This window comes from Cohaesibacter celericrescens, assembly GCF_002866925.1.
GTDB lineage: Bacteria > Pseudomonadota > Alphaproteobacteria > Rhizobiales > Cohaesibacteraceae > Cohaesibacter > Cohaesibacter celericrescens.
Genome location: NZ_PKUQ01000022.1, coordinates 472,391 through 491,591, shown reverse-complemented (window position 1 = coordinate 491,591; position 19,201 = coordinate 472,391). Strand labels below are relative to the sequence as shown.

Below are 19,201 nucleotides of genomic sequence, written 5' to 3'. Positions count from 1 at the left end.
GGTACAAATCACCTTCTAGATCCTGATGTACATTGAAATACATACAATGCCCCCTAGGTTATATTATCATATATTTATGATATCGATAACTTTAGGGGGAGAGTTGTTTAATGCTATTTAGAAATGACTTGCGTGGACGTAAATGGCGAGCCCAGCTGGTTCTTTATTGATTGAAACAGCTATTTGAGCCGGTGAAGCCACCGTCTTGGCTGCGAGTTCTCAATGTGAAGATTCTATCCAATTTGCTATTTGTAGCAAAATTATATTTGAGCATGATATCGATAACATATATCATGATGAGATGTCGAAGTTGAGGATTGTCTAGAGTGGTGGTGTTGAAACAACATGGTGGACTGGTTTGATGGCTGATCATCAGAGCTTGGCCGACAAAGGCGTCACTAAACTATTAGAATTTGTGTGAATGGGAGAAGAAGATGACAAACAAAATTGCCGTTATTGGTGCCGGTATCATGGGCTCGGCCATAACGACCAGACTTCTGGAAACGGGACAGATCGTGCATGTTTTCGATTTGGATCAAACAAAAGTAGCGGCACTTGTGGGCAAGGGCGCTATGGCTGCTGCATCTGTTGCTGCCGCGACCCAAGTAAGTGATTTTGTTGTTCTGAGCCTCAACCACGCAAATATTGTCAAGGCTGTTGTCTTCGGTGCTGATGGCGTTGCGCAGAAAGCCAGTGCAGACAAATTGCTTATCGATATGTCTTCGATTGACCCAAGTGACACGGCATTAATGGCAGAAAAACTTCAGTCAGAAACGGGTATGCATTGGTTGGATTGCCCGCTCTCGGGTGGGGCGCCAGGGGCTTTGGCCGGGCGGTTGACCGTGATGGCTGGTGGTGAAGAAGATGATTTCAAACGGGCCAACGCAGTCATGCAACATCTGTGCGCCAATTATACTCTGATGGGGCCTAGTGGTGCAGGACAGACGACAAAACTCATCAATCAGCTTTTTTGCGCTGTTGCTTTTCAGGCTGTTGCCGAAGCGGTGAAGCTGGCTGAAGCCGGAGGTGTTGATCCGTCCAAAATACCGGATGCATTGAAGGGTGGTCGGGCAGACAATAGCATTATGCAGGAATTTATGGGGAAATTTGCTGCGCGGGATTATACCCCCACAGGCCGCATCGATAATATGCTTAAGGATCTCGACAGCCTCCAATCTTTTTCACTCAAGACCAAAACCCCGATGCCAATGACCGGTCAGGTCGTGGAGATCCATCGCCTGTTATGTGCTGCTGGATTAGGGCCTAAAGATACCGTGGAAATGATGCGCTTGCTGGACGGGCCCACAGGGCAGAAAGACTAGTAACTTCCCCAGCCGCCGGTCCATTTACAAGAATAAAAGTGAAGGTGACGTAGATGATCATTCGTTATGCCCTTTTTGAAGGGGAAATTCACGCTGGTCGTGAGACCGAATTCAGAACCTTCGTAAAGGAAAAACTCGTGCCACTCTGGACGAAGTTTCCGGGTGCCGACGAAATTCGTGTGCTTGATGGGGTCAGTCGTGATGAGGGCGCTCCTGCCTATGCTATGGCATTGGCAATCCGTTATCCAGACTTGGCAACCTGTGAAGCAGCATTACAGTCTGATGTGCGCTTCACCAGTAGAGACTTGTCTGCTGAATTGCTGAAGATGTTCACTGGGCGTGTCCATCATCATATATTTGATTCAAACGAATATGCTCCGACTTAAGGAAAACAATCCAACGAGTTATCTGAAAAGTCGGTTTTGCACCAGCTTTTGACGATGCCTTCAAATGGAGCCCCCCTGCAAAGAGGGGGGGCGTTCCTATCCCTGTGACTAATAAACGGGAAGCTTTGGTTAGTCTGTCAGTTTTTCGAAAATATAGTGATAGTGGTGTCCATCAAAAAGTTGATACAGAGCGTCTGATGCTGCCACAGCCTCATCTCGGACAGGTGAGGCGAGGGCTATATCGATAGCTGTAAGATCTGGATAATCTATCTGTTGGACAAACAGCACTTGCGGCGCCGCGTCATCTTTTGCGATGGGGCGAAACAGACGAACGGCTTGAGCGCCAGGCATGCGTTGCCAGATAGGCAATAGTCTGTTTTCAACGAGGTCGAAAAAGGCCTCTTCTTTACCGGGGTGAATGGTTCCCTGAAATATTGCGCTACGCGTCAGCATAGATGAGGTTCCTTTTCAATATGCCTTGGTTTGAAAAGCCCATTTATAGGAGCGTTGCTGTCGCTTGATGCAATGGCTTCGTTTAACACGAAAAAAGCACACAGATCGACAATTCAGCTGGGCATTTTACAAAAAAGGCTTGCATCTTAATATGGTATCGATACCATTGATCAGTAACAGCGTGGCTGTCAAGCCGCTTTTTTAGGAGACTATCCATGACCAAACCCCATATCTTGCAGATCGGTCCCTATCCTACATGGGACGTGGAAGAGCTAGAAAAAAGCTTTACGCTGCTCAAATATTACGAAGCCAAGGATGCCGAGGCATTTGTGGCAGAGCATGCGGATAAAATTACCGGAATTGCCACGAGAGGCGAGCTGGGCGCCAATCGGGCTTTGATTGAAGCTTTGCCTAAGCTTGAAATTATCTCGGTATATGGTGTGGGATACGATGCGGTGGATCTGACTGCGGCTAAGGAGCGCAACATTCGGGTTACCAACACGCCAGACGTTTTGACCCAAGATGTTGCAGATCTCGGCTTCGCTATGATGATGGCGGCATCGCGCAATATTATTGGCGCTCAACAATGGGTCAAAAGTGGAAACTGGGCATCGAAGGGCATGTTCCCGCTTCAAAATCGGGTTTTCGGGAAAAAAGTCGGTATTTTGGGCCTTGGTCGGATTGGCTATCAGGTTGCACGCCGTTGTGCAGCGTTCGATATGGATATTGCCTACAGTGATCTGGTTGAACACGATTACGCAAAGGACATGACTTATGTTCAAGATCCCGTTGCTTTGGCCGAGCATGCGGACTTCCTGTTTGTCACTTTGACGGGTGGGGCTGCAACCAAGCATATTGTGAATAAGGATGTGATCAAGGCGCTTGGCCCCAACGGAATGATCATCAACGTATCACGCGCTTCGAATATCGATGAGGAGGCCCTTCTTGGTGCCCTTGCTGATGGCTCCCTGGGTTTTGCTGCGCTGGATGTGTTTGAAGGAGAACCAAACCTAGATCCGCGATTCCTGTCTCTGGAAAATGTATTGCTTCAGCCGCACCACGCCAGTGGAACATTTGAAACGCGCAAAGCTATGGGGAAACTGGTTCGCGACAACTTGATAGCCCATTTTGACGGACGTGAATTGATCTCCCCTGTACTCTAGTGGTCTTAATCTAATGTTGCACATCACTGATCGTACTTTGATGTGAAGAAGCGTCAAAATATTTGAATGGCTTATTGTAAAAACCTCACTGTCACGGGGGTTCAAATGCTTTGATCTACCTACTAGGGCAGCGATCACAAGATCGACACTTGTTGCAAATTGCCGGTCTTGAGACTTTATTCAGTAAAGCTTCTGGGTGTGAAAACGCTTGGGAGCATTACTGTTTTGAGGATGTAGAATGCATCGCGAGGCAGGACAAATTGATGCCAAATTTTCAAAAGGCATCACTTTGGACAGTGCAGAAATTAGGTGCTTTCCCGTTCAATAACGGTGTGAGGGGTGGTGATGATTTGGGGTGATATCGGCGTCTTGCATCGGATACCCTCAATCGCCTTGGCCATTATTTCACCCGCATTGCGTCCTAACTCTGCGCAGCCAACGTTAATCGTTGTAATGGAGGGGCAGCTGAAGCTTGATACTTCAAAGTCACCAAACCCGGCAACCGCCAGTCGTTCAGGTACTTTCCAGCCCTGCCTTTGACATTCCATGATAGCCCCAAATGCCGGCAAATCCGAAACACAAACCACTGCGTCAACCTCTGGCCACTCTTTAATGAGCCGGATGATGCCTTCTTTGCCATGCATCATGGTGATGGGGGGAGGCCCAAGTGGAATGACGCATGATTTATCTAGTCCCAGTGTTTTGACTGCACGCTCATACCCAAGACGGCGTTCTCGACCACGGTTGTCTCCGCCTTCATCACCACCGAGAAAAGCGATATTCCTATAGCCCAAAAACAAAAGCCTCGCCATCATATCCTCAATGGTGCGTGAGTTTAGAAAACCGACGGCATGATTGATGGGCTTTTCAGGCAAATCCCAAATTTCCACCACAGGAATATGCGCGTTTTTAAGTAAATTGCGTGCCTGGTCGGTATGAACTCCCCCTGTGAGGATGATACCCTCAGGGCGACGCTTGAGCATGGTTGAGATGATATGCTCTTCATTCTCCATGGAATAATCGGTGTAACCAAACAGAATTTGCATGCCTTTGGAATGCAGAACTTCGGCGATACCATGAACCGTTTCAGAGAAGTTTGAGTTGTTGATTGACGGAATAAGAACGGAAACAAAATTGGTTTTGTTGGAAGAAAGCGAGCCTGCTGACATGTTTAAAACATAACCAAGCTCTTTGGCTGCATTTATGATGCGCTCTTTTTTTTCCTCAACCACATAGCCATCGCCTCTCAGAGCGCGAGAAACGGTCATGGGGGCGACGCCCGCTTTGCGGGCGACGTCGGTCATGGTTGGAGTGTGCCTTGTTTTTTCCAGCGGTCTAGTCTCCACGGTCTCTCTATTCGGCCTGCAGGCTTCAGGTCGTGATGACATGCCTAATGAAGCTGTCTGAGCATGCACGCGAACTATAAGGTTTCGATACCACGTATCAAATAGTGCGATAATTCAATAGTTTGTCTTGTTATACTATTCTGCTGGTCCAGTTTGAATCAGCAACTTTGTATCTATAGCATGATAGGGTAGTGGTTCAATACTATCAACCATGCCCTAAATGCTTAGTCCCATCTCACTGTTTTTTTTGATTTGTGGCGCGATGATACCCCAGGTTCTTCTCATTCAATGTGTGTTTTTCTGTATTTGAGTTTAGCAGTTTTTTGTTTGTGAATAAGTATCCTAAATCATTGAAAATAAATCATATTTCTAGAGATTATTTGGTGCAATTACGTATCCGTTTTCTATAGGGTGGCGGGCGCTTGTCCTTTTGGGGATGGCAAAGCGAAGTGTTGGGAAAATTTAACTTGTAAAATAAATATGGTAACGATATCATATTCCTTGTAAGCGTCGAGGAATTCCATTTGCTAACGATCATGGGCAGAAGCGGGTGGAAGTGTGTTTACGGGGCTTGCCTGTCCAGAATATTTGGGAGATGGGAGGGATATCGCTGTATGAAACTTATACAACAGGGTCTTTCGGCTTTGTGGCGTTTTGTGGATGTTGTTGTGTTCACCGCCATGTCGGTCATGATCGCGCTGGTTTTTATCAATGCTGTGCTCAGGTACGGTTTTCATAGCGGTGTTCTTGCTTCTGCAGAAATATCCAGATTCCTATTTGTCTGGATTATCTTGCTTGGCGCCATTGTCTGTTTGCGCGATAATTTGCATCTGGATATGCGGATGTTGGAATTCATGTTGCCAGACAATGTGCGCGTTTGGCAACAACGGTTTGTTTATGCCGTCATAGGAATTTCCTCTGGCATGCTCTTTATCGGTAGCGCGCGGCAGACCATTGCGAACTGGCCAAATATTTCTCCCCTCAGTGGCATTCCGGTCGGCATGCTTTACCTCGCGGGCGCTGTTTCGGGTGGTGCGATGGCCGTAATCGCTGCCTACCGTTTTATCTTTCCTCCTGCAAAATTTCCTGAAGACGAGGAGGGCAAGCAATGACCCTTATAATCTTTATCGGTGTGCTGATTGGTGGCATCCTTCTGGGTGTTCCGGTTGCATTTTCGCTGCTGCTTTCTTCTCTTGCGCTTATGGTGCATCTGGACATGTTCAGCGCGGATATTCTTGCGCAGTCATTGGTCAATGGTGTCGATAGTTTTGCCCTTCTTGCCATTCCCTTCTTTCTGGTTGCCGGAGAGGTCATGGCCGTTGGCGGGTTGTCCCAACGTATCGTCAGACTTGCGATGGCGCTGCTGGGGCACCGCAAGGGTGGCTTGGGATATGTAGCAACCTTCACGGCGGTGGTTCTTGCTGGGCTTTCCGGGTCTGCGGCTGCCGATGCAGCGGCTTTGGTCGCAATTTTGTTCCCTATGATGAAGCAGGCTGGCTATCCAGAAGCCCGTTCCGCTGGCCTTCTTGCTGCGGGTGGCATCATTGCGCCGGTCATTCCTCCCTCTGTGCCGCTGATTCTAGTTGGTGTCGCTGGTAATATTTCAATTGCCAAGCTGTTTCTGGGTGGTATCGCTCCAGGTCTAATGATGGGAGCAGCATTGCTTCTGACCTGGTCATATCTTTTGCGCAACGAAGACCTTGAAGTGCTTGAAAAAGCGACAGGAAAAGAGCGGTGGATTGCTTTCAAGGATGGTATTTGGGCACTTATCTTGCCACTTATCATCATCGTCGGTATTCGGTTCGGTATCTTTACGCCAACCGAAGCAGGGGTCGTGGCTGCCGTGTATGCCATCGTGATTTCTGTCTTCGTTTACCGCGAACTGACGTTGCCACTGCTTTATAAGGTGCTCATCGTATCTGCGAAGTCCACCGGGATGATCCTGTTTCTTGTCGGCTGTGCAATGGTCGCTTCTTGGTTGATCACAGTTGCACAATTGCCTCAACAATTGGCCGAAATGCTGCAGCCTTTGATTGACAGTCCGCGTCTGCTGATGGCTGCCATTATGCTGCTTGTCTTCTTTATTGGCATGGTAATGGACCTGAGCCCCACGGTTTTGATCCTCGTGCCGTTGCTGATGCCGGTGGTCAAGCAAGCTGGGATTGATCCTGTGTATTTTGGCCTGATGTTCATCATGAACTGTTGTATCGGCTTGATAACCCCACCGGTCGGAACCGTTCTCAATGTTGTTTGTGGAGTGAGCAAGATCAGGGTTGAGAAGGCCGTAGTCGGCATCCTTCCATTCGTTGCTGTTTACGCTGTTCTGATTGTCATTTTTACGATTTTGCCGGAACTTATCATAGTTCCAATGAGACTTATCGCTGGATGAGAGCGAGCAAGTTTAACCTAGGAGAGGAGATAGAAATGAAACTGAAACTGATCCCGATCGCAGCGGCAATGCTGTTTGCTTCGTCGACACTATCCATGGCGGCAACCGAGTTGAAATTTGCTCATGCAGCCCCCGAAACTGACCTGCAGCAAGATCTCGCCAAATTCTTTGCAACGGAAGTTGAAAAACGCACCAATGGTGAGGTCACTGTTAAGATCTTTCCGCAAGGTCAGCTCGGCAATGACCAGCAGATGATCACCGGTGTGCGCTCCGGTATCATTGATATTGAAATGTCTGGCCTCAACAACTTTGACGGGCTGCTTCCTGAAGTTGGCGGATTGTTTCTGCCTTATATCTTCACCAGTCGCGATCATGCCTACAAAGTGCTCGACAGTGAAGTCGGGCAGGGCGTTCTGACAAAAATGGAAGGCTTTGGCATGAAGGGCCTTGGTTTCCCAGAAAACGGCTATCGGAACATTACCAACTCCCGCAAGCCAATCAAAACACCTGAAGATGTTGTTGGTCTGAAAATCCGCACTAACAATTCCGCTGCATTGAACGAAATGTTTGCTATGCTGAAAGCAAATCCGCAGCCATTGCCTGTTTCCGAGCTATATACGGCTCTCGAAACTGGTGTGGTCGAAGCACAGGAACATCCAATCAATATCACGCATTCGTTCCGCTATGATGAAGTGCAGAAATATCTGTCCATGACTCAGCATTCCTACTCGATGTTGGTTATGGTCATGAACCTGGAAAAATATGAAGAGCTGACAGCTGACCAACAGAAAATCATCAGCGAAGTTGCAAAGGAAGCAACTGATTTCCAGCGTAAACTGAGCATCGACAAAGAAGCCAGCATTCTTGCCGACCTCAAAGAACGCGGCATGGAAATCAACGACGATGTTGACAAAGCAGCTTTCCAGGAAGCGGTTAAGTCCACTTGGAATACCTACATCGAGAAATTCGGTGATGGCATGGTAAAAGCCATTCAGGCCCAACAATAAGTTCCCCTGTTTATTAATCAGTATCATGGCCCGGAGCATCAAGTTTCGGGCCATTTTTGTCTCGCGCTATGCCGAGGCGGAGGTCTTCCTGTCAGAATGAGTGTCTTGATTTAAGAGGAGATTTTCATACACATTGTGCGTAATGCTGATTTGTGTGTGACATAATAAATATATCGACGCTATTGTCCCGCTGCTTTGCTATACGCATTTTGGTATGAGCCGCAAAACCTTGTTCCCCCCTTCCTGCTTGCCAATTCTTAGGCCGCGATCCAAAGGAGAAATTTCATGAAAATAGCATTGTTAGGTACGGGCTTGATGGGCTCTCCTATGGCGAAAAACTTGGCGGCAAGCGGGCATGAAATGCACCTTTGGAACCGGACGTTCGAGGTAGCAAACAATTTGCAGTTTGAAAAATCAGTTCACCTCCAGCCAGCCGATGCGGTCAAAGATGCGGATGTTGTCATTTCCATGCTTTATGATGGACCGGTCACCTCGAAAATTCTCATCGACGAAGGTGTCATTGATGCAACCCCCAAAGGCGGTTTGATCATAAATATGGCCTCGGTTGAACCTTGGCGTGACAGGAAGCATGCTGAAGCTATCATCGATCAGGGCAAGCTGTTCTTCGAAGCACCTGTTTCTGGCGGAGTGAAGGGTGCGGAAGACGGAACGCTGACTATTTTTGGTGCAGGAAATGACCGCGCTCTGTACGTGGCGCGCCCCTTGCTCGAAGTACTGGGGAGATTGAACTTCTTGGGTGATTATGGCGCGGGACAATCTGCCAAATTGGCCAACCAGCTGATTGTTGCGATCACGATTGGGGCAGTCGCAGAAGCGTTTAAACTGGCTGAAAGTGCTGGCTGTGATGCAGCTACGTTGCGCGATTCCCTTCGAGGTGGTTTTGCTGATAGTCGCATTTTGGAACTTCACGGTGAGCGTATGGTAAAACGGGATTGGGAGCCGGGTGGGCGATCAAAGTCTCAGCTCAAAGATCTCGTCAACGCCATGGCAGTCGCCAATGAAAGCAATCTGGATCTGCCTCTAGCTTCTTGCATCGAGGCGGGATTTCGTAATTTCATTGAGGATTTTGAAGGCGGTGAGCTTGACCATTCCGCTTATTATTTGTGGCTAGAAAAACGTTCGGCTCTTTGATCGACTAAAAAGCTTTGTTCGGTGGCAATGTCAGGCTGGGGCATGCGCTTTTGGTCTAATACGTACGTTTGATGCTACATATTAGCGCGCCTTCTCTTTTAAAAGTAATATAATACCACTTACAATGAATAATTGAGGCGCGTGATTTTAAACAAAAAATGCATGGACAGATTTGGTGATTTTATGCCGAAGAAACATGAAAAGTGAAAGAAAAATAAGTATTAATACCCTTTTATTCAAAATATTACCCAAAAATCCAATCTTATCAGGAGCGGAGACGAGCGAGAATGTGCTTTCTCTTTGACAGTTCATCTATATTGAAAATATAGTCATTATATACTATTTATAGGTAGGGTATGAAAATTGCTTTTTGGTCAAGGCTATCGGGGTTTTCATGGGAGCATGTCAAATGATTGGTTTGATCCCTTGGCTTTAGGCGAGATAATTTGTAAGAAAGCCTGACAATGCGGTTGGGTTTGTCACTCAAAGCCGACAAAAGTCACGATGTTAGCTTTATGCGAAAATTGTGTTTTGGGTGTTTCGTTGTTTTGCAGGCAATTGTAACACTTATTTCGAAAGTTAAATGCGTTTGCGTGTGTTGGCGGTTTGAGGTGACGGCCACTTTTGAGATTGAGTCTTTTCTCAACCTTGCACAAGAGCATGTCTTGAAACGCTGAGTGCTGACTAAGACGTTTTGAGAAAAATTCGAACCGAGGATGATATGGAAACGAGCTTTAAAACAATTGGTAGTTCGAGACGAGGTTTGAACATGCAGGTTGCTGGATTGGTGGCAGGCAAGATTCTTTCAGGTGAACTGCCGGAAAACTCGATCATCCCGAGTGAACAAGAGTTGTGTGAGCAAATTGGCATTAGCAGAACCACCATCCGTGAAGCCATCAAATCGCTGGCTTCAAAACGGTTGTTGGAATCGCGCCCTAAAATCGGAACGCGGGTCTTGCCCAAAACGGAGTGGAACATTTTAGATCCGCAGCTTCTTGAGTGGATGACAGCCTCCTCAGATCCCGTCACTTTGCTTTCTCAGTTTTTAGGATTGCGTCGATCAATCGAACCAGAGGCTTGCGCGCTTGCTGCTGTGAATGCGTCTGCACAGCAACGCATCGATATTTCAAATGCTTTTCAAGCAATGATCGATGTCTCGAAGGATTTTGATCGCGAATTGTGGAAGGAAGTCGACTTGGCTTTCCACTGCCTTATTTTTCATTCTACTGGTAATTTTTTCTTTGTACCCTTTGGTAATATCTTAAAGTCCGTCTACACAAATTTCTTCCATTATTCGTCAGAAGATGGCGGCATGTGCTTTGAGGAACACCGGGAAATCTATGAAGCCATTATGGCTGGTGACGCAAATCGGGCGCGGACGGCTTCATTGACTTTGCTTCAGGAAAAGAAACATCGCCTTCCTATGGATGCTGCGTAACAGGACAATTCACGGCCTTCTTGAAGGGCGCGGTATCTATTGCTGCTGACTTTTTGGTTTTATGTGATGTGTAAAATGCCGGCAGGGTGGGAAACCTCTTCAGTTCAGCATGTCAAAATGTCAGTTACCGACGAGGTGCTAGGCTAGATGCGGGGGGCTTCGCTCTCCGTCGTGGTAGCCTCAGGTGGATACGATCCTTTTTAGGATTCCTATTATTTCCCTCCTACGAATAACGGCGCATCCAAGCGAAAAGTGATCGGTTTGACCAAGCAATCGCTGGAGATCAAGTTTCCCCACAATGGCGATGTGTACTATTAACAACTGTTCGAACGATCGTTTCAAATTATTTTAGTCTGATACTATCGTTATATATCAAGTGCTTGTTGTTCGTATATGCTCCTGAACGAGAAATAGCCCCCCACGGGAATAAAGTGGCAAATGGTCTTCTCTATCAAAATTAAACAAAAATATTGCCAATTCTAATTTGTCATATAATATAACTATAGTGATTTTGGAAAATGAGTATATCTGGGAGGATATCATGAAAAACCAATTTAAACACACAGCCAAGATGCTGGGCGCAGTTTTATGTCTGGGTGTTGCTGTTACGGCTTCAGCTGCGAATGCCAAAGACTGGCGCGGTTGGAACATCCATGTTCAGGATTATCCTGTTTCTCACGGCATGGAAGCTTTCATCAAAGAAGTTGAAGAAAAAACAGAAGGCCGTATCAAAGGCAAAGTGTTTCATGGTGGCGTGCTGGGGTCCCAGCCGGATGCGATCGAGCAAGTCCGTCTTGGTATCATGGACTTTGGTGTTTTCAGCCTTGGCCCAATGGGACAGGCTGTACCAGAAGCCAATGTTGTTTCATTGCCCTTTATTTTTAAAAGCGTTCCTGACATGCATCGTTTAATGGATGGTGCAGCTGGTGAAGCTCTGGGTAAAGGTCTTGAAGCAAAGGGTATTGTTGCTCTTGGCTATTACGATGCCGGTGCGCGTTCATTCTACAATTCCATCAAACCAATTAACACACCTGATGATGTTAAGGGTATGAAGGTGCGTGTGATGAACAACGATCTGTTCGTTGGCATGGTTGACTCTATGGGTGGTAATGCCACACCAATGGCGTTTGCCGAAGTGTATCAGTCGATCAAGACTGGTGTTGTTGATGGTGCTGAAAACAATCCTCCATCCTACGAGTCCACCAATCACTTCGAAGTGGCAAAATACTACTCCATGTCACAGCATTTGATCATTCCAGAATGCCTGTGCATGAGTAAAAAGACCTTTGACGCTCTGTCTGACGCTGACAAAGCCATTGTCAAAGCTGCTGGTAAAGCCAGTACCGAACTGCAGCGTAGCCTTTGGGACGCACGTGAAGCTGCTTCCATGAAAAAAGTGGTTGATGCTGGCGTGATTGTTAATGAAATTGCCGACAAATCTGCATTCCAGGCTGCTATGAAACCTGTATATGCTCAGTTCTTGGCAAAATACCCAGATTTGGAAGGTCTTGTAACGATTTTCCAAAAAGGTGAATAATTACACGGTTAATTCTACCAGGCCGCGCTTTAATCAAAGTGCGGCCCCCTTTTATCAAGGCGGTGGTGATGACGACTCATAGTCTTAAATTTCAAAAATCGCGTGACCTTTTTGATCTTCTTTCAAAGCTCTGCATCTTCCTGGCTTCCTGCGCGTTGTTGGTGTTGGTTGCGACCTTTGGGTGGTTGGTCTTTGGGCGCTATATCCTCAATATCACGCCCACTTGGGTAGAGCAGCTGGCGCTGGTTCTTATTTGCTACATCGCCTTTTTGGGCGCCGCAGCGGGGATTCACGAAGGCACTCACCTGGGGGTCACTCTGTTTCGCGATTTCACCGGCGGATGGCTCAAATGGTTGCTTTTGCTATTGGGAGACGTCGTCCTGATGGTGTTTGGCGCAATCATGTTAATCGCCGGCTTGGAGCTTTTCCATTTTGGTTGGGAGACTATGCTGCCGATGTTGAACGTTCCTGAAAGCGTTCGAACGCTCTCCTGCGTACTATGTGGTGGTCTTATGGTGGTGTTTTCTCTAGCGCGCATTTTCTTTCAAATTGTTGACGCCGTTGCTGCTCAGCCAAATAAGGAGCTTGCCTAGTTATGGGTCTTGCTATTCTTCTTGGAATTTTTGGTACCTGCGTCGTCGCGGGCATTCCCGTTGCGTTTGCTATGGGTATCGCTGCTGCGTCAGCATTCTGGTTTGAAGGCTTTCCGCTCCTTATTACCTTTCAGCGTGCCATTTCTGGTATTTCCGTCTTTTCGCTACTGGCCATTCCCTTCTTTGTCTTTGCCGGTGAATTGATGCTGCACGGTGGTATCGCCATGCGGTTGGTTAAGTTTGCCTCGGCTTTGGTTGGACATGTGCGGGGCGGTTTGGCTTCGGTCAACATCTTCTCCTCCATGCTGTTTGGCGGCATTTCTGGTTCAGCGATCGCTGATATTTCCGCTCTTGGATCGATCTTGATTCCGGTGATGAAAGAAAAGGGCTATCGGCCTGATTATGCGGTTAATGTGACCGTTACATCATCCATTGCGGGCATTGTCATTCCACCAAGCCACAACATGATTATCTTCTCGGTTGCTGCTGGTGGTGGCATTTCGATTTCTAAACTCTTTTTGGCTGGTGTGATCCCCGGCGTTATGATGTGCATTTGCCTCGCAATTGCGGCTTATATCGTTGCGATCAAACATCAGTATAAGTCAGAGCCTTTCCCGGGTTGGAGAGTGGTTGCCAGAACAGCATTGGACGCATTTCCTGGATTGGTGACTGCCATTATTATCGTCGGCGGTGTGTTGTCTGGTGTGTTCACCGTGACAGAGTCCGGTGCCTTCGGTGTTATCTATGCTCTGGTTATTACGGCCTTTGTTTACAGATCTTTGTCTTGGGATGGTTTTTTGATTGCCGTTCGGTCATCGGTTCGCACAACTGCGATGGTGATGATTCTAATCGCATTCGCCAGCTCGTTCGCCTATCTTCTGGCGCTTTATCAGGTGCCAACAGTTCTCAGCAATTTCCTTCTTGGAATTTCTGAGAATAAATATGCTGTTCTTCTAATGATCAATATTGTTCTGCTGATGTTGGGCATGATCATGGATATGGCAGCGCTGATCTTGATTTGTACGCCAATTTTCTTGCCCATTGTTACGCAATTGGGTATGGACCCGATCCAATTCGGCATTATGTTGCTGGTGAACTTGGGCCTCGGTCTTTGTACTCCACCTGTGGGCACTTGCTTGTTTGTTGGTTGTGCAGTCGGTAAAATCAAGATTGAGGAAACGCTCAAGACAATCTGGCCGTTCTACATTGCTCTTCTAGCGGCGTTGATTCTTGTTACATACGTGCCTGCAATTTCGCTCTTCCTACCGGGGCTGTTCGAATAGCGAAGCAATTGTAGGGTATCAACACAGGTCTTGCCTTGATTGTAGATCTTCAAGAAAGTTCCAAGCAGAGCTACCTCCATAGTTCTTGGTCTCTTCTTTGAAAATGGCAAGACCTGTTTTCCTTCTGTTATTGTCAAGTAGAAAGGCAAGCAGATGCGGCATGTTGAAACACGGCATTTCGTCCTTTCCGCGGCAACCAACCCAGATGCTCTGAGACCTCGTTTTGCGGTGCAGAGTTTGTTACAGGAATTGGTTGACACCTCAGGAACAAATCTTAAGACCATCAATTCATCCACCCTGATCGGGCCGGTTGCTTTCAGAGATTTGCCTCTCTTGGTGAGATGTCCGCAAACAAGACACCGCTCTTTCCCCGCCGTGAGCTAAACTAAGCTACTCGCGTCAGTGTAGTCTTGGATGCATATTTCTGTGTTTGCGCGATGGCTCAAGACAGTGCCTAATTGTCAAACACGGCTTCGTGACACAGGGAGACCTGCTATAATTTTTCTAAAATATGGGTCATTTGCCGGTGCGCTATGTTAGGCAGATCACTCGAACATCTGTTCGAACTGGCATCCATGCTCCGATTGCATGGTCGGTTGTCGTCGAATTCAACAATGTAAGGAGATTGCAATGAGACTTGAAGGAAAAGTAGCAATAGTCACAGGTGGCGGCCGGGATATTGGGTTGGCCTGTGTTATGAAACTTGCTCAAGAAGGTGCCAAGGTCGCCATCAATTACCATAGCAGTGCCATGGGAGCGAATGAAGCAGTATCAGCAATCATTGCCAATGGCGGCGAAGCCTTTGCAATGCAGGGCGATATGACGCGTGAAGAGGATGTGAAGGCTCTTGTCGCCAAGACAGTCGATACGTGGGGCAAAGTGGACACCCTTATGCATGTCACTGGCGGTCTTCTCAAACGGGTTGCGATTGCTGAGATGACGTTGGATCATTGGCAAGCTGTAATGGATGTCAACACCACTTCATTCTTTCTCGCCGTAAGAGAATGCATCCCGCATATGTCCGAGGGAAGTTCAATCGTTGCCTTTGCTTCGCAAGCTGGTCGTGATGGTGGTGGCCCCGGAGCGGCTGCATATGCAGCATCCAAAGGCGCAATTATGACTCTCACGCGGGGGCTGGCAAAAGAATTGGGTCCCAAAATTCGGGTCAATGCATTGTGCCCGGGTATGATCGACACGGACTTCCACAACATCTTCACCAAACCAGAAGTCCGTCAGCATGTTGCCAACGCCGCTCCGCTCAAACGGGAAGGTACACCGCAAGATACTGCCAACCTTGCTGTTTATTTGGCGACCGATGAAGCTGCCTTCCTTACAGGGGTGAATGTCGACATAAATGGCGGCATGCTTTTCTCATAAGCACTTGGGATCAATTCCCCCAGCCCTCGTCGATGCAGGGGCTGGGGAGATCTATTCAATATTACTGTTTTTCTGCTGATTTTTACCCTCGCCAAGCAACCATGTTGGCCATCAATCGGAAGGCTCCTGGTACAAGCTTTTCCATTTGATGATGCAGAATGAGGGATGTGTGTATGTGCTGGCCCTTGCCAATAGGGGCAACCAAAAAGGCTCCTTGCAGGGCGTCTTCTTCCGGGTCGGCCATTGACAACAGCGGCGTATAAGACTCGTCCCAATGCTTGGCAAAATACAGCCCACGTTCCTTGTGCCATCCTTGCCAATCTTCTGCCCCGATAGGGTTGGGTTGGTTGAGTAAACCATGCTGAGGCTCAAGGTGGGTAACGATTGCGGTCTCATCGGTTACGCGCCAGCGCAAGGAAGGCTGCCCAATCTCCAGTTTGTGAGGCGGGAATTGATCCGGATTCCAATTGTCCCAAGGGCGATGGTAAAGAGTGATAAGCGTGCCGCCCTGATTAACCCAATCGTGGATTTTATCCATGGATTGGCTCAGCGTCGGGTGAAACCGCATGGCAAATATGCCCACCAGCAAACAATCATATCGCGCCAGTGCGGCAGGGTCTTGCAAAGCCTTGGCGTCAACATTCTCGACATTTGCGCCAATGGCAGCCATCCACTCTCCAACACGATCATTGCCACCACCAATATAACCAATCAGGCGATCATCAGATTGACTACCCAGCTCGGCGGTTAAAACACGCACTTGAATGCAGGCCGGGTAGGCCCTTGCCGTAGGCGCAATGTGATCATAGGCAATGGGAATGATGGTCATCGCCTCATTGCCGTCCAGACTGAGGGGCAGAGTATACAGCCCTTCAGACAGCTGTTCGGGCAGCTGAATTTTAAAGCCTTTGGCATGGCGTTCCAGAAGCCAGCCATCGGGCATTTGAAGGCTTGGCGTTGCATCGCTGGGATGAAGCTCGGAAAGTTCGATTTCCAGTGTTCGATCTGAATTGGCAAGATTGACGACATGGTTGACCGGTGCAAGGTGAGCTGAACATGCTGGCAGAACCACAGGAGGAATTTCAAGTTTATGTCGGGTTTTGCTGGTTATGCCATGGCCAGAAAGGGTGACAATCATAGCGGGTGCAATTGGTTCGTCAGGGTCATGAAAACAGCGATAGGGATCGGTAATCGCAGCCTCTTCGGAAAGGCTTATCGTGTATTTTTGGTCCTGTGATTTATCGACACTCCAGCCGTGTGGAAGATCAAGCTGATAGCTAAAATCAATGCCATTCATGGGAGGTCTTATTTCGTGGGTGAGGGTTAGTTGATCCCCCGGGCGAACCCAGTCTTCGTCAGACCTCACATGGATGTTGATCCCGCTTGCAAGTGCGATAACCCGCGCTAACTGGCGCTGTTTGGCAACAAGCCGATGCAGACAATCCGTCTTGGCCGCGTCTGGGCAATGTGACAGGGCTTGGCTGACATGCAGATAAGCCGAAGACGCTGCTTCAACTACTGTCGCCATATCGGGGAAAGCAGCAATCGTTGCGGATATTTCCGTCTCGGCTTGCTTTAAATGCCCTGCAAAGATCGGGTCCTTTGTGAAGCGGGAGAGGTCCATGAGTGTATGGGGCAGACCGGCCATGACACAATCATCGGGCCCCGCGACGTGCGTTTGGGCCAAATGCAGCAGAAAATTTCTCTCGGACCCGGCAGGAATCCACCGCCCCATCCCTTGGGTTTTGTGGAACATTCTTGATTGTTGACCAATGCGTTCATAACTCCAGCCACTAATCGGATCAAAACCGCGCGCAGAAATGGTTAAAGTCGCAGGGGGAGGTGGCACATCATCGTCATAGGCCGTACCTGCACCGGACCAAGCAGGCAAATATAGTTTTTTGACCTGCCACACTGGCAATCCGCTGTCGGCAAAATCCGGATTGGCTGCTTCCGTCATCACCACATGCGCGAGTTCGGTCATGGCACGGTGGTGGCCATGTTGACCGGGCACATCAAGGAATGTGGGGCAAAGAATATCGGGTTTCTCGCTTCGGATGATGTCAACAAAGCGTTTCAGCGTGCGGGTTCGCCCCCATTTCTGTAGGGTCTCGTCGCCGCTTTTGGAAAAGCCGAAGTCTATGATGCTGTCATCAGGCCGCACCGATAGCCAATAAAGCCGCATAGCAAGCCGGTTTGCTGCGCGTTCCATCTCAGCTGTGCGCAAGGCTCCGAGATCCGCACCGGTTTCGGTTCCGATGTCATTTTGCCCTCCTTCTCCGCGGTTGGCGCATGCATAGGAAAGATTAATACCGTCCTTTAAAGCCATCGCGACAAGCATCGCCGACATTTCGTCGTCTGGATGGGCTCCACTTGCCATGAAGCGGATCACTGATTTAAGTGGTTGTAGGGCCTCCCATAATTGCAAAACTAACGGCTGGGAGGCTTCTGCGGCGAGTCGGGAAGGGTCTGAAAATGGCATAATATATATCTATCTCGGAACTGTGATTTGTGGCGTAAGGGCATGGTTGATCACAAGGGCTGCAGCCCCCAATGTTGCTGTCATCCGACCTGAGCTTCCTCGTAATAAGCGAGGATGTTGCCTTCCGGTTCGATTGGCAACAGACCGATCGGATAGCCGGATATGTGTGATCAAGTGATCGAGAAGTGCATCAGGCATCGCTCCCCCAAGAATGATGGCTTGCGGGTCAAACAAATTTTCAATCGTCGCAATGGCATGGGAGAGAGGGGCACTGGCCCTGTCTAACCACGTCATAAGGGCAGGGGTGTCCTGTGCGTATAGTGCAGACAGATCCTCACCTGAATGGACTTCATAGCCAGCAGAGCCAAGGTAACGTTGTGCGGACAGGCGACTAACCATCTTTTCCAACTCGACGCTGCCACTGGAGGCTTTTGAAGAAGGAATAGAGGCGTCGCTATCAACTGCGGGCACCAGAATATGGCCAATTTCTCCGGCATTGCCAAAAGCACCATTGAACAAGCGACCGCCCGTGACAATGCCGAGGCCCAAACCAGCACCAAAATATAGGAAGCAATAGGTCTCTAGGCCCTTGGCTGCACCCAGAATCCGCTCTCCCAAAGCTGCGGCATTTGCATCAATTTCCACAAAAACGGGCAGATCTAACGCTTTTTCAAATAGTGAACTGGCATCCAAATGTTGCCAGTCGGGAAGCTCGGTGCCTTTATCTGACAGGCCGTTGCTGCCAAAGGGGCCGGGCATCACAATTCCTGCCCCCATGACCCGTTCAGGTGCCACCCCAGTCGCCGCCAGCGCCTCATCGCGTAGAGTAAGTACCTGATCTATCACACGTTCAGGCTTGGTATCGATCAGATTGGCTCGTTTCGAAAAAACGGTCGCTCCTTTGAGATTAAGCAGGGCTGCAAAGATAACATCCGGGCGCATTTCGATGCCGAAAGCAAATCCTCCATCGGAATTGAGGGCATATTGCACCGAGGGTAGGCCTCTGCCCGTCGAAAGGCGGCCTTGTTCAATCAACATGCCTTCTTGTTCAAGCTGGGCAATGATGTTGGAAACGGCTTGTGTGCTTAACCCTGAGTTGCGTGCAATCTCAGCGCGACCGATCTTGCCTGCTTGGTGAATGGCACCGAGCACGACCTGCCGATTGTGACTGCGGGAGCGGCCTGCATTTGCTCCAATTTTTGACGCGAATTTTGAAATCATGTGTCGACATTAATTCAAGTAACTTGATCATTCAACTTACTTGAGCTAATTA

16 protein-coding genes are annotated in these 19,201 nt (G+C 48.4%); 12 read left to right on the top strand and 4 right to left on the bottom strand.

What is annotated here, in order from left to right:
* Nucleotides 1-434: 434 nt before the first annotated feature.
* Nucleotides 435-1,322: an NAD(P)-dependent oxidoreductase gene (locus C0081_RS13575; protein WP_101534354.1), complete on the top strand. Its 888-nt coding sequence runs from the start codon at nt 435-437 to the stop codon at nt 1,320-1,322.
* 53 nt (nt 1,323-1,375) lie between these two features.
* Complete coding sequence (locus tag C0081_RS13570; RefSeq protein WP_101534353.1) at nt 1,376-1,708, top strand: hypothetical protein; 333 nt, start codon at nt 1,376-1,378, stop codon at nt 1,706-1,708.
* Nucleotides 1,709-1,837: 129 nt separating this feature from the next.
* On the opposite strand, the gene C0081_RS13565 is transcribed toward C0081_RS13570, so the two are convergent.
* Entirely contained in the window at nt 1,838-2,161 is a 324-nt protein-coding gene (locus tag C0081_RS13565) for a hypothetical protein (RefSeq protein ID WP_101534352.1), read from the bottom strand.
* Nucleotides 2,162-2,376: 215 nt separating this feature from the next.
* On the opposite strand from C0081_RS13565, the gene C0081_RS13560 reads away from it, so the two are divergent.
* Nucleotides 2,377-3,324 carry a 2-hydroxyacid dehydrogenase gene (locus C0081_RS13560; protein ID WP_101534351.1) on the top strand — a complete coding sequence of 316 codons (948 nt, stop codon included), beginning with the start codon at nt 2,377-2,379 and terminating at the stop codon, nt 3,322-3,324.
* Nucleotides 3,325-3,629: 305 nt separating this feature from the next.
* Here the strand turns inward: C0081_RS13560 and C0081_RS13555 are convergent, their stop codons facing one another.
* A complete protein-coding gene (locus C0081_RS13555; protein WP_101534350.1) occupies nt 3,630-4,628 on the bottom strand; it encodes a LacI family DNA-binding transcriptional regulator in 999 nt (332 codons plus the stop codon).
* 656 nt (nt 4,629-5,284) lie between these two features.
* On the opposite strand from C0081_RS13555, the gene C0081_RS13550 reads away from it, so the two are divergent.
* The 9 genes from C0081_RS13550 to C0081_RS13500 all read left to right on the top strand — a co-directional run bounded on the left by C0081_RS13550 (nt 5,285) and on the right by C0081_RS13500 (nt 15,446).
* Nucleotides 5,285-5,782 (top strand): TRAP transporter small permease, encoded by a 498-nt coding sequence (locus tag C0081_RS13550; protein ID WP_180966895.1) that lies wholly within the window; start codon nt 5,285-5,287, stop codon nt 5,780-5,782.
* Complete coding sequence (locus C0081_RS13545; RefSeq protein WP_101534348.1) at nt 5,779-7,059, top strand: TRAP transporter large permease subunit; 1,281 nt, start codon at nt 5,779-5,781, stop codon at nt 7,057-7,059. Before C0081_RS13550 ends, C0081_RS13545 begins: the two co-directional genes overlap by 4 nt.
* A 35-nt stretch (nt 7,060-7,094) precedes the next feature.
* Nucleotides 7,095-8,066 (top strand): DctP family TRAP transporter solute-binding subunit, encoded by a 972-nt coding sequence (locus tag C0081_RS13540; protein WP_210200493.1) that lies wholly within the window; start codon nt 7,095-7,097, stop codon nt 8,064-8,066.
* A 285-nt stretch (nt 8,067-8,351) separates the two neighbouring features.
* On the top strand, nt 8,352-9,218 hold the full coding sequence (locus C0081_RS13535) for an NAD(P)-dependent oxidoreductase (RefSeq protein WP_101534347.1): 867 nt from the start codon (nt 8,352-8,354) through the stop codon (nt 9,216-9,218).
* 769 nt (nt 9,219-9,987) lie between these two features.
* On the top strand, nt 9,988-10,656 hold the full coding sequence (locus C0081_RS13525; protein ID WP_210200492.1) for a FadR/GntR family transcriptional regulator: 669 nt from the start codon (nt 9,988-9,990) through the stop codon (nt 10,654-10,656).
* A 541-nt stretch (nt 10,657-11,197) separates the two neighbouring features.
* Nucleotides 11,198-12,193: a TRAP transporter substrate-binding protein gene (locus C0081_RS13520; RefSeq protein ID WP_101534344.1), complete on the top strand. Its 996-nt coding sequence runs from the start codon at nt 11,198-11,200 to the stop codon at nt 12,191-12,193.
* A gap of 68 nt (nt 12,194-12,261) precedes the next feature.
* Nucleotides 12,262-12,786, top strand: a complete 525-nt coding sequence (locus tag C0081_RS13515; protein ID WP_101534343.1) for a TRAP transporter small permease — start codon at nt 12,262-12,264, stop codon at nt 12,784-12,786.
* A gap of 2 nt (nt 12,787-12,788) precedes the next feature.
* A complete protein-coding gene (locus C0081_RS13510) occupies nt 12,789-14,069 on the top strand; it encodes a TRAP transporter large permease (RefSeq protein ID WP_101534342.1) in 1,281 nt (426 codons plus the stop codon).
* A 630-nt stretch (nt 14,070-14,699) separates the two neighbouring features.
* On the top strand, nt 14,700-15,446 hold the full coding sequence (locus C0081_RS13500; RefSeq protein WP_101534340.1) for an SDR family NAD(P)-dependent oxidoreductase: 747 nt from the start codon (nt 14,700-14,702) through the stop codon (nt 15,444-15,446).
* Nucleotides 15,447-15,528: 82 nt separating this feature from the next.
* Here C0081_RS13500 and C0081_RS13495 read toward each other — a convergent pair whose 3' ends face one another.
* Nucleotides 15,529-17,928: a PIG-L family deacetylase gene (locus C0081_RS13495; protein WP_101534339.1), complete on the bottom strand. Its 2,400-nt coding sequence runs from the start codon at nt 17,926-17,928 to the stop codon at nt 15,529-15,531.
* Between the two features lie 9 nt (nt 17,929-17,937).
* Nucleotides 17,938-19,149 (bottom strand): ROK family transcriptional regulator, encoded by a 1,212-nt coding sequence (locus C0081_RS13490; RefSeq protein WP_101534338.1) that lies wholly within the window; start codon nt 19,147-19,149, stop codon nt 17,938-17,940.
* Between the last annotated feature and the right edge of the window lie 52 nt (nt 19,150-19,201).

Coding starts and splice junctions, on each gene's coding strand:
- C0081_RS13495 (WP_101534339.1), bottom strand. CDS start 17,928: ATGCCATTTTCAGACCCTTCCCGACTCGCCGCAGAAGCCTCCCAGCCG.
- C0081_RS13560 (WP_101534351.1), top strand. CDS start 2,377: ATGACCAAACCCCATATCTTGCAGATCGGTCCCTATCCTACATGGGAC.
- C0081_RS13570 (WP_101534353.1), top strand. CDS start 1,376: ATGATCATTCGTTATGCCCTTTTTGAAGGGGAAATTCACGCTGGTCGT.
- C0081_RS13520 (WP_101534344.1), top strand. CDS start 11,198: ATGAAAAACCAATTTAAACACACAGCCAAGATGCTGGGCGCAGTTTTA.
- C0081_RS13565 (WP_101534352.1), bottom strand. CDS start 2,161: ATGCTGACGCGTAGCGCAATATTTCAGGGAACCATTCACCCCGGTAAA.
- C0081_RS13550 (WP_180966895.1), top strand. CDS start 5,285: ATGAAACTTATACAACAGGGTCTTTCGGCTTTGTGGCGTTTTGTGGAT.
- C0081_RS13545 (WP_101534348.1), top strand. CDS start 5,779: ATGACCCTTATAATCTTTATCGGTGTGCTGATTGGTGGCATCCTTCTG.
- C0081_RS13525 (WP_210200492.1), top strand. CDS start 9,988: ATGCAGGTTGCTGGATTGGTGGCAGGCAAGATTCTTTCAGGTGAACTG.
- C0081_RS13515 (WP_101534343.1), top strand. CDS start 12,262: ATGACGACTCATAGTCTTAAATTTCAAAAATCGCGTGACCTTTTTGAT.
- C0081_RS13555 (WP_101534350.1), bottom strand. CDS start 4,628: ATGACCGACGTCGCCCGCAAAGCGGGCGTCGCCCCCATGACCGTTTCT.
- C0081_RS13540 (WP_210200493.1), top strand. CDS start 7,095: ATGAAACTGAAACTGATCCCGATCGCAGCGGCAATGCTGTTTGCTTCG.
- C0081_RS13500 (WP_101534340.1), top strand. CDS start 14,700: ATGAGACTTGAAGGAAAAGTAGCAATAGTCACAGGTGGCGGCCGGGAT.
- C0081_RS13510 (WP_101534342.1), top strand. CDS start 12,789: ATGGGTCTTGCTATTCTTCTTGGAATTTTTGGTACCTGCGTCGTCGCG.
- C0081_RS13575 (WP_101534354.1), top strand. CDS start 435: ATGACAAACAAAATTGCCGTTATTGGTGCCGGTATCATGGGCTCGGCC.
- C0081_RS13535 (WP_101534347.1), top strand. CDS start 8,352: ATGAAAATAGCATTGTTAGGTACGGGCTTGATGGGCTCTCCTATGGCG.
- C0081_RS13490 (WP_101534338.1), bottom strand. CDS start 19,149: ATGATTTCAAAATTCGCGTCAAAAATTGGAGCAAATGCAGGCCGCTCC.